The 10,117-nt window shown below is 50.4% G+C and carries 9 protein-coding genes; 3 read left to right on the forward strand and 6 right to left on the reverse strand.

Features of this window, described 5'->3' with window-relative positions:
- Positions 1-55: 55 nt before the first annotated feature.
- The 6 genes from KDK15_RS13950 to dapB form a co-directional block, all read right to left on the reverse strand.
- Entirely contained in the window at positions 56-472 is a 417-nt protein-coding gene (locus tag KDK15_RS13950; RefSeq protein WP_257295997.1) for a hypothetical protein, read from the reverse strand.
- Between the two features lie 287 nt (positions 473-759).
- Positions 760-1,236 carry a transcription elongation factor GreA gene (gene greA, locus KDK15_RS13955; protein WP_257295998.1) on the reverse strand — a complete coding sequence of 159 codons (477 nt, stop codon included), beginning with the start codon at positions 1,234-1,236 and terminating at the stop codon, positions 760-762.
- A complete protein-coding gene (carB, locus tag KDK15_RS13960) occupies positions 1,233-4,493 on the reverse strand; it encodes a carbamoyl-phosphate synthase large subunit (protein WP_257295999.1) in 3,261 nt (1,086 codons plus the stop codon). The genes greA and carB overlap by 4 nt, the downstream gene beginning before the upstream one ends.
- 105 nt (positions 4,494-4,598) lie before the next feature.
- A complete protein-coding gene (carA, locus tag KDK15_RS13965; RefSeq protein WP_257296000.1) occupies positions 4,599-5,741 on the reverse strand; it encodes a glutamine-hydrolyzing carbamoyl-phosphate synthase small subunit in 1,143 nt (380 codons plus the stop codon).
- Between the two features lie 300 nt (positions 5,742-6,041).
- The gene (locus KDK15_RS13970; protein ID WP_257296001.1) at positions 6,042-6,479 is read right to left on the reverse strand and encodes a hypothetical protein; all 438 of its coding nucleotides are present in this window, start codon (positions 6,477-6,479) and stop codon (positions 6,042-6,044) included.
- Positions 6,480-6,668: 189 nt separating this feature from the next.
- A complete protein-coding gene (gene dapB, locus KDK15_RS13975; protein WP_257296002.1) occupies positions 6,669-7,475 on the reverse strand; it encodes a 4-hydroxy-tetrahydrodipicolinate reductase in 807 nt (268 codons plus the stop codon).
- Positions 7,476-7,860: 385 nt separating this feature from the next.
- Here dapB and KDK15_RS13980 point away from each other — a divergent pair, with 385 nt between their 5' ends.
- Genes KDK15_RS13980 through ribD form a run of 3 tightly spaced genes read left to right on the forward strand, consistent with a single transcriptional unit; the run spans position 7,861 to position 9,915 of the window.
- Positions 7,861-8,268 carry a hypothetical protein gene (locus tag KDK15_RS13980; RefSeq protein WP_257296003.1) on the forward strand — a complete coding sequence of 136 codons (408 nt, stop codon included), beginning with the start codon at positions 7,861-7,863 and terminating at the stop codon, positions 8,266-8,268.
- On the forward strand, positions 8,243-8,764 hold the full coding sequence (locus KDK15_RS13985; protein WP_257296004.1) for a HugZ family protein: 522 nt from the start codon (positions 8,243-8,245) through the stop codon (positions 8,762-8,764). The genes KDK15_RS13980 and KDK15_RS13985 overlap by 26 nt, the downstream gene beginning before the upstream one ends.
- A gap of 44 nt (positions 8,765-8,808) precedes the next feature.
- Positions 8,809-9,915, forward strand: coding sequence for a bifunctional diaminohydroxyphosphoribosylaminopyrimidine deaminase/5-amino-6-(5-phosphoribosylamino)uracil reductase RibD (ribD, locus tag KDK15_RS13990; protein ID WP_257296005.1), 1,107 nt, complete (start codon positions 8,809-8,811; stop codon positions 9,913-9,915).
- Positions 9,916-10,117 lie beyond the last annotated feature (202 nt).

The following is a 10,117-nucleotide window of genomic DNA, read 5'->3' on the forward strand; positions in this document are numbered from 1 at the left end:
ACCAATTTATCGCAACCGCAGTAGGGCAGACTATTCTCGGACAGCCTCCTACTAGTTAGTGGTGCCCCGCAGACCTTTCTGGTCGAACTGGAGTGTCAACCTCAGCGGCTTGTCGCTCATACGCATCCAGCATGGTACAGACACGCTCGAAAATAAAACCACCAGGGCGCGTACACAACCGTTCGCTAATTGTCACAGAAGCCTGGGACGCAAGAACCACAGCAGCTCCCACTAGCAACCCATACATCACCACATCACCTTTATCATTTGTTTCCATTATCAAACGCCTTGCTACCTCTGTTCTATAAAGGCAATAAGCCCCTATCACAGTTGCCACTCCACAAAGCACCGCAACGTTTTTGCCAAAAGCCCTTGCTTTTGCCCTTATATGGCGTGAAACACCAGACGATGGCAGATTATCAACTGCTTCGTGGGCAACTTGTTGAACCTGATTTACACCTACAGCCTGCATAGTAGCAACTTCCTGATATAAATAATCAAATTAAGTGTGTCAGCGGTCAGCACATAAAGACCTTGTCAGTTTGACAAGACTTGTTGAACAAAACTCCCTCATATAATCATCCTTCAGTTTCCAATTAATTGCTGTCGGCAAAAGCTATGGGCTTTCACTGTTCAAAACACACATTCAAAACTCACATTGGAAATAAACATCAAGCCAACAAAAAGCCCTGCAATGCATCAGGCAATACAGGGCTTCAATACGCAGGAAAAAAATATACACGTTCAGTGACGCATTAATCAAATATGCTGCACTTCATCAATCTCATATTCAACACCGCCAGAAGGCGTGTTGACCACCACTACATCCCCCTCTTCCTTGCCGATCAGGGCCCGGGCAATGGGTGAGTTGACAGAGATCTTGTTTACTTTGATGTCCGCTTCATCGTCACCCACAATCTTGTAGGTGACTTCCCGGTCATCATTCAGGTTGATCAGTACAATCGTGGCACCGAACAGCACCTTGCCGGTCTTGGCGATGGAGGTAATATCAATCACCTGGGCATTGGAGAGCTTGGCCTCAATCTCGTTGATACGCCCCTCGACAAAGCTCTGCTGCTCACGGGCAGCATGGTATTCAGCGTTTTCCTTAAGGTCTCCGAGCTCCCGTGCTTCGGCAATAGCCGCAGAAATACGAGGACGTTCCACCCCCTTCAAATGAGCCAGTTCCTCACGGAGGGCTTTTTCACCCTCCACTGTCATAGGAATTCTTTTCATCCAACGTTACCTTCGTGTAGATCCTGAAGCCGCCTGACCAATCTTTCAGATCCAAAGGCGATCGAACGTGCAATCGCTTCTGCTCCCGCCATGGTGGTTGTATATAGCACCTTATTGGTCAATGCGGAGCGACGGATCAGGTAAGAATCAGCAATGGCCTGACGACCTTCAGTAGTGTTGATGACGAAGGCTATATCACCATTGACAATCATGTCCACCAAATGCGGTCTTCCCTGATGCACTTTGTTGATGGTAGTGACCGGCAAACCAGCTTCTTCAATGACTTTCGCCGTGCCGGACGTAGCCAGCAGCTCAAAGCCGATATCCATCAGCAGGCGAGCCACCATCGGCAACTCAGGCTTGTCAAAGTCCCGGACGGAAAGAATGACCTTCCCCCCCTTTGGCACCTGCATATTCTCAGCCAGCTGAGCCTTGTGAAAGGCTTCCGGGAAAGTAGCCCCAACGCCCATCACTTCACCGGTGGATTTCATCTCCGGACCAAGAATCGGATCCACGCCGGGGAACTTATTGAATGGGAAAACCGCTTCTTTGACACTGTAGTATGGTGGAATAATCTCAGCAGTAAAGTTCAGCTCTTCCAGGGTTTTACCCATCATAACCCGTGCCGCAATCTTGGCCAGGGAGTGGCCAATGCACTTGGAGACAAATGGCACGGTACGGGAAGCCCTGGGGTTCACCTCAATCACGTAGACCCGGTCATCCTGAATGGCCAGCTGCACGTTCATCAGGCCCACAACGCCCAATTCCAGTGCCATGGCACGAACCTGCTCACGGATTTCGTCCTGATGACGACGATTCAGACTGTATGGCGGCAGTGAGCAACTGGAGTCACCGGAGTGAATACCCGCCTGTTCGATGTGCTGCATGATCGCGCCAATAACCACACGCTCACCATCACACACCGCATCAACGTCCACTTCTACCGCACGGTTCAGGAAATAGTCCAGCAGAACCGGGCTGTCGTTAGATACCTGAACGGCGTCTTTCATATAACGCACCAGCTCATCTTTGCCGGCGACAATTTCCATGGCACGGCCACCCAGAACATAGGAGGGACGAACCACCAGTGGATAGCCAATCTCCGCCGCTTTGGCCACCGCTTCCTGTTCACTGCGAACCGTGGCGTTAGCGGGTTGCAATAGACCCAGTTTCTGGATCATCTGCTGGAAGCGCTCACGGTCTTCGGCACGGTCAATGGCTTCAGGGCTGGTTCCGATAATCGGCACACCTTCGGCTTCAAGGGCACACGCCAGCTTCAGCGGTGTCTGGCCACCATACTGAACGATAACACCGGTGGGCCTCTCAACATCGATGATGGCCAGCACGTCTTCCAGGGTTACCGGCTCAAAGTAGAGTCGGTCAGAGGTGTCGTAATCGGTAGAAACGGTCTCCGGATTACAGTTAACCATAATGGTTTCATAACCGTCCTCCCGTGCCGCCAGTGCCGCATGGACACAGCAGTAGTCAAATTCGATACCCTGACCGATACGGTTTGGACCACCACCAATCACCATGATCTTTTCACAGCCAGAAGGCTCGGCTTCACACTCTTCGTCATAGGAAGAGTACATGTACGCTGTCGTAGACTGGAATTCGGCCGCACAGGTATCCACCCGCTTGTAGACGGGCTTGACCTGCTGTTCACGACGATAGTTGCGAACCTCAGCTTCTTGAATACCCAGCAGTTCCGCCATACGGGCATCGCTGAAGCCTTTCTGCTTCAGACGGAACAGGCGCTCTTTCGACAGAGAGCTCAGGCCTTTGCCATTAACGACGTCGTCAGCCAGTAACGCTTCTTCATTCACCAGATCCTGAATTTGTACCAGGAACCATGGATCAATCATACACTCAGCAAAGATCGCTTCCAGGGCCATACCGGCACGGAAGGCATCAGCAACGTAGTAGATACGGTCAGCTTTCGGTGTCACCAGTTCACGACGGATTCTGGCCAGCGCATCTTCACGCTCTGCATCAGAGCAGGCATCCAGTTTGACATCAAACATGGAGTTGAAGCCCGTGGCACCGGTTTCCAGACCACGCAGTGCTTTTTGCACAGACTCCTGGAATGAACGACCAATGGCCATTACCTCACCCACCGACTTCATCTGAGTGGTCAGACGGTCATCAGCCTGGGGGAACTTCTCAAAGGCAAAGCGGGGAATTTTGGTCACCACGTAATCAATGGATGGCTCAAAAGAGGCTGGAACCACACCACCGGTGATCTCATTGCTCAACTCATCCAGGGTATAACCCACCGCCAGCTTGGCGGCAACACGGGCAATGGGGAAACCGGTGGCCTTGGAAGCCAGGGCAGAAGAGCGGGATACCCGGGGGTTCATTTCAATGACCACCATACGACCGGTGTCCGGGCAGATACCGAACTGTACGTTGGAACCGCCGGTTTCCACACCAATCTCACGCAGTACCGCAATGGAGGCGTTACGCATAATCTGGTATTCCTTATCGGTCAGCGTCTGGGCTGGCGCGACGGTAATCGAGTCACCGGTGTGAACCCCCATGGGGTCAAAGTTTTCGATGGCACAGACAATGATGCAGTTATCATTGCGGTCACGAACCACTTCCATCTCGTACTCTTTCCAGCCAATCAGCGATTCATCAATCAGCAGCTCATTGGTTGGCGAAAGGTCGAGGCCACGGAAGCAGATCTCTTCAAACTCTTCCTTGTTATAGGCAATCCCACCGCCGGTGCCGCCCATAGTAAACGACGGACGAATAATACAGGGAAAGCCAACCTGATCGAGAACAGCGCGGGCTTCTTCCATGGTATGGGCAATACCGGAGCGCGGCGTTGCCAGACCGATATTTTTCATGGCCTGGTCAAACAGCTGACGATCTTCGGCTTTGTCGATGGCCTGCTGGTTGGCACCAATCATGGTCAGGCTGTACTTTTCCAGAACACCTTTATGAAACAGATCCAGGGCACAGTTCAGCGCGGTCTGACCACCCATGGTTGGGAGGATCGCATCCGGACGCTCTTTTTCGATAATCTTTTCCACGGTCTCCCAGCGGATCGGCTCAATATAGGTTGAGTCCGCCATGGCCGGGTCGGTCATGATGGTCGCCGGATTGGAGTTTACCAGGATGACCCGAAACCCCTCTTCCTTCAGCGCTTTACAGGCCTGCGCTCCGGAATAGTCAAACTCACAGGCCTGGCCGATAATAATTGGACCAGCCCCGAGTATCAGAATACTTTTAATATCAGTACGTTTTGGCATCTTTTTCTCACGTAACTCGTTTTCTGCGAAAATGTCTCCGACAGTTATCAAATCAGGCCGGTGGCACTTTCTCGCTCAAGGCAAAATTGAGGGCAACGGGGTTGGTTACTTTGCTGCCTTCAGCATTTCAACAAAACGGTCAAACAGCCCGGCAACATCGTGTGGCCCCGGGCTTGCTTCGGGGTGCCCCTGGAAGCTGAAAGCAGGACGGTCAGTCCGCTCAATACCCTGAAGGCTGCCATCAAACAGCGACTTATGGGTTGCTTCCAGGTTTTCTGGCAAAGAGTCTTCAGCTACCGCAAAACCGTGGTTCTGGCTGGTAATCATGACCTGACCTGTCTTGAGATCCTGAACCGGGTGATTGCCGCCGTGGTGACCAAACTTCATCTTCTCGGTCTTGGCACCACTGGCCAGTGCCAGCAACTGATGACCCAGACAGATACCAAACACCGGCAGAGAAGTTTCCAGAATTTCCTTAATGGCGGCAATGGCGTAATCGCAAGGCTCAGGATCACCGGGGCCGTTAGAGAGGAAAATACCATCCGGATTCAGGGCCAGAACCTCTTCGGCGGATGTTTTGGCTGGCACAACGGTAAGGCGACAGCCTCGCTGAGCCAGCATGCGCAGAATGTTTCGTTTAACACCAAAATCGTAAGCCACGACGTGGAACGGCAGATCTGTCACGTCGGCATGACTGTCGGTCTCCAGACTCCAGACACCTTCTGTCCATACGTAAGCCTGGTCAGTGGTCACCTCTTGTGCCAGATCCATGCCTTTCAGGCCCGAAAATTCACGGGCCCTGACCAGGGCTTTGGCTTCATCCGCTTTTCCGGTCAGAGCGTCACCCGCCAGGATACAGCCATTCTGCGCGCCTTTTTCCCGGAGAATTCGAGTCAACCTGCGGGTATCAATACCCGCGATGGCGACAATATTGCGGGATTTCAGATAGTCATCCAGAGACATTTTGCTGCGCCAGTTGCTGGTCAGCAGTGGCAGGTCCTTGATGATCAGACCGGCAGCCTGGATTTGTGGGGATTCTTCGTCTTCCGGAGTAATACCGGTATTACCAATATGGGGATAGGTGAGCGTAACGATTTGGCGGGAATAGGAAGGGTCGGTGAGAATTTCCTGATAACCGGTCATTGCCGTGTTAAAAACCACCTCACCACTGGTCTCACCATCCATACCGATGGCGATTCCCCGGAAAATACTGCCATCTTCCAGAGCTAAAACAGCCGTCTTAGTCAAAGGATCCTCCCGAACTTGAATCTATTGGAAAATTTGCCTGATATGTGTGTTTCTTATGCCCGAATGCCATGTTGCTTTACGACCTCCAGTTTGCAGACCCAAAAAAAGCGAGATGTTTTAAAAAACCATCTCGCTTTTGATTTTGCACCCTGTCACATACCGCAAAAATTCAAGGCAAATTTAATCCATTAGACTACAAACCAACTGATTTTTCCAGCACTTTTTAGTGGTTTGGCGATTGTGGTACAGGGCATACTGAATGGTCACTGCTTCAAGCCATCCCGGGACAACAACTCAGCCTCAGCCAGTCAGTTTTTTAACCTCAATTTGCAATGCAGCCAGTTCCCTTAAAGATTGATCCAGTAACATTTGTTTGACTGCACAGGTCATTGGATGCATTGGATTACGCAGACTGTTTTCACCATCCCTCAGCTTTTCTTCAACACAGGTTATCTCCTCTTTTTTGTTTTTCAACCTGTCTATTTGTTCCTTTGTTGCCAGCAAAAACTGAAGTCTGGCTTTGCTGACAATTCTTTCCATCTGGTGCTGAAAGCATATCCTGAATACATCAGATTCAAGGCTGTCTGCGGGATTCGCTGGCCGAAATTTCGGCTCCGCATCAACATGATGACGAGTGCTGTTTTCGCTGACAGTGGATAGCTCTTTTTTTGTTATTTTCTGAGGCGTCACATCAAGGTCTGGAGGTGCAGAACAGGGCCTTTTCAAAGACTTGACCATATTTCCCGCTGAAATAGCGCCATCATAACCGGCAATATCACGGGAACAGAGCCCGCGGGCGGTTTTATGGCAAGTGACGTTACTGCAACGGGGAATATTTTTCTGTCCTTCGAAACCTGTAGTGCCATCAACTCTGTTCGCTGACCGGTTCCCCTGTTGAGGGAGAGAAACACCTGAAAATCCAGGGGTTCAAACTTTCAGGCCCAACACATCCTGCATATCGAACAGGCCGGACTTTTTGTCTGAAATAAAACGAACCGCTCGCAATGAACCCCGGGCATAGATCACCCGGCTGCTGGCTTTATGGGTTACCTCCACACGCTCACCTTCACAGGCAAACAGCACCGTATGGTCACCAATTACATCACCGGCTCGAACAGTAGCAAAGCCAATGGTTTCACGATCTCTTGGCCCGGTATATCCTTCACGACCGTAAACCGCACACTTCTGCAGGTCACGTCCCAGGGTATCTGCCACCACTTCACCCATTTTCAGCGCCGTTCCGGAGGGCGAGTCCACCTTGTGACGATGGTGCGCCTCAATGACCTCAATATCTGCATCATCACCCAGCACTTTTGCCGCCATCTCCAGAAGCTTGAACACCAGGTTAACCCCGATACTCATATTAGGCGCAAAGACGATGGCGGTATCTTCTGCCGCTTTGGCAAGTTTCGCTTTCTGGTCAATGCTTAAGCCTGTGGTGCCAATCACAATGCCTTTCCCATGCTGTTGGCACAGTGCAACATTCTGCATGGTCAACTCAGGCGCCGTGAAATCGATCAGAACGTCAAAGTCATTGACGGCTGCCGCCAGATTATCCGCTAATGGCACACCCAGCGAGCCAACGCCAGCCAGGTCTCCTGCATCCACCCCCAACAGACTGTCGCCAGGCTTGATAATTGCTGCCCCCAGCTGGCACTGCTGATCAGCGGCAACGGCTTCCACGAGCATTCGCCCCATTCGTCCGGCGGCACCCACAACGGCAACTCTGGTCACGTCACATTCCCTCTGGCATTTAAATCGATGGCAATAAATCGCTGTTAGTCTATCGGACCAGACACAAACAGCAAGCCGGGCAGGAAAAACACTAATCCGGCTTTTATTTTTTCAGGAAAAAACGATAACCTGCCCTCCCTAAGCCATTTCTTGAAAGTTACAGGTGCAATGATGATCAGACAGTTTGTGCAAGACGTTCGGGAGATGCATTGGGCTCCAAGGCTGATTCTGGCCCTGGTCATTGTGAAAACCCTCTCTGTGATGATTCGGGAAGCACAGATACTTTAAAACTGAACTTTTTGACCTTACGGATGTCCTGAATCCTGAAAATGGATTAATTCCCAAACCTTTAAATTTAATTCATAAAACTCTGGAAATAATGATTATGAATACGGATCAGATTACAAATTTACAACAGCCTGCCTATATTAACTTGCCTGAGAATAATAAATTTAGCGGCTGTGTTGAGGTCGGCAATTCTGTATACATTTATGAACCGAAGGATCCAAAAGACCCGACAAATGGCATCAGGGTTAAAGTTAACGCATTCAGCAAGTCCGTAACATCGGGCTATTTAAACGGGCACACTCATATTAAAAAACCTGCATCACAGCTGCTTTTATGGCTTTATGGATACAAAACACTACCCTCCAATACATTATTTTTCCTACTCCCTTTGGTCACGCCATCTATTGATGAAGAGACAATAAAGTTCGCAACAGGTTATAGTACTCTGCTAATAATGCTGACTCTCATCCAAGGTAATCATGAGCAAGAAAGTAGTAGTTATTGAAGATGAAGAACTTGCGGCAATCGCTGAGCGCTGCGAGAGGCTGGTTAACAGCCATCAAACGTTAACGCTCTCCACGCTTTCTCCTGAAGGGAAACCGGAAATCAGCTACACTCCGTACCTGCGGGGAGAAGAAGGTACTTTTTATATATTCATCAGTGAGCTGGCTCACCACACAGCCAATCTGCTAGCCAACCCTGTGTGCTCAATCCTGTTTGCCGCCCCTGAGTCAGAAACGAAAAACCTGTTTGCCCGCGAGCGTGCCTTTTTCCACTGCCAGGCCGAAGAGCTGCCAAGAGGCACCGAACACTGTGACCATTGGCTGAACCTGATTCAGGAAAAGTTTGGCAACACGGTGGAAGTCTTGCGCAATCTGCCGGACTTTCACCTCTTTGCCCTGACGCCTGAAAATGGCCAATATACCGTTGGTTTTGGCAAAGCCTTCAAAATCAATGAGGATGGTTCGTTCAGCCATATTGTTATTGATAAGAAAAAGTAATAACCGAGGTTCTAATGACTCAGGAAGCAATAGATAGAGGTTTTATGGCCAAGGCTATCCAACTGGCTCGCTCAGGTTGGTATACAACCATGCCCAACCCGAGAGTTGGCTGTTTGATTGTAGACGTCAACGGTCATATTGTTGGAGAAGGCTGGCATGAAAAGGCAGGCGAGCCTCATGCCGAAGTGCATGCACTTTGTATGGCTGGCATAAAGGCCAAAGGCGCCACAGCGTATGTCACACTGGAACCCTGCAGCCATTTTGGCAGAACACCGCCCTGCGCAGAAGCACTCAAGGCTGCCGGTATCGCACGGGTTGTTGCGGCAATACAGGATGCCAACTCTTCAGTATCCGGTAAAGGCATGGCCCTGCTACAGGAAGCGGGGATAGAAACACGATCCGGTGTTCTTGCCGATGAAGCCCGGGCCCTGAATGAAGGTTTTTTCAAGCGTATGTCTACCGGCATGCCGCTGGTCAGAGCGAAACTGGCCATGAGTCTGGATGGCAGAACCGCCATGGCCAGCGGTGAATCCCAATGGATTACCGGCCCCAGGGCACGCAGCGAAGTGCAAAAACTCAGAGCACAGAGTTGTGCAATTATCACGGGAGTAGGCTCGATCCTTCACGATAACTCGTCACTGACAGTTCGCCCCGATGAACTGGGTTTGGCCAATGCAGAAGCGATCTGCAAACGTCAGCCTCTGCGGGTGGTTCTGGACTCCACACTGCAAACGCCCGTTGATGCCAAAGTCATTTCAGGCCCCGGACATTGCCTGATCGTGACCACCTCACAATGCTGCCCTGAGAAAAAAGCCCTGCTGGAGCAAGCGGGCGCAGAAGTGCTGATGTTAGATAATGATGAAGGCATAACGGCTGGCAGAGTAAATCTCCCGGCACTATTAGCAGAGCTGGGGCGCAGGGAGTGTAACGAGGTGCTACTGGAAACCGGCGCTCAACTGGCTGGCAGTATGATGGCTGAAAACCTGATTGATGAGCTGGTAGTATTCATGGCTCCGGTTCTGATGGGCTCAGCAGCAAGACCCCTATTGAACTTGCCACTGCAAAGCATGTCTGAAAAAAAAGAGCTGGTTATCAAAGATATCCGGGCAATAGGTAATGACTGGAAAATCACAGCGAGACCATTGTCTTGATAAGCTGTTCCCAACAAAAGATGAAAAATTTTCTGCTTACAAATATTCCACCCTATTTAAAGGAATAAGGTGTTATTATTACTGACATAACGGTTATTGATTTATGTGAAACCAAATGAAAATCTATTTATTTACAACCTTTACCGGCAACCACGAAGGACATCAGAATCAGGCTAAACACCAGTGTTGCTGATTTGGTGTT

It is taken from the genome of Endozoicomonas sp. YOMI1 (genome assembly GCF_024606345.1).
GTDB lineage: Bacteria > Pseudomonadota > Gammaproteobacteria > Pseudomonadales > Endozoicomonadaceae > Endozoicomonas.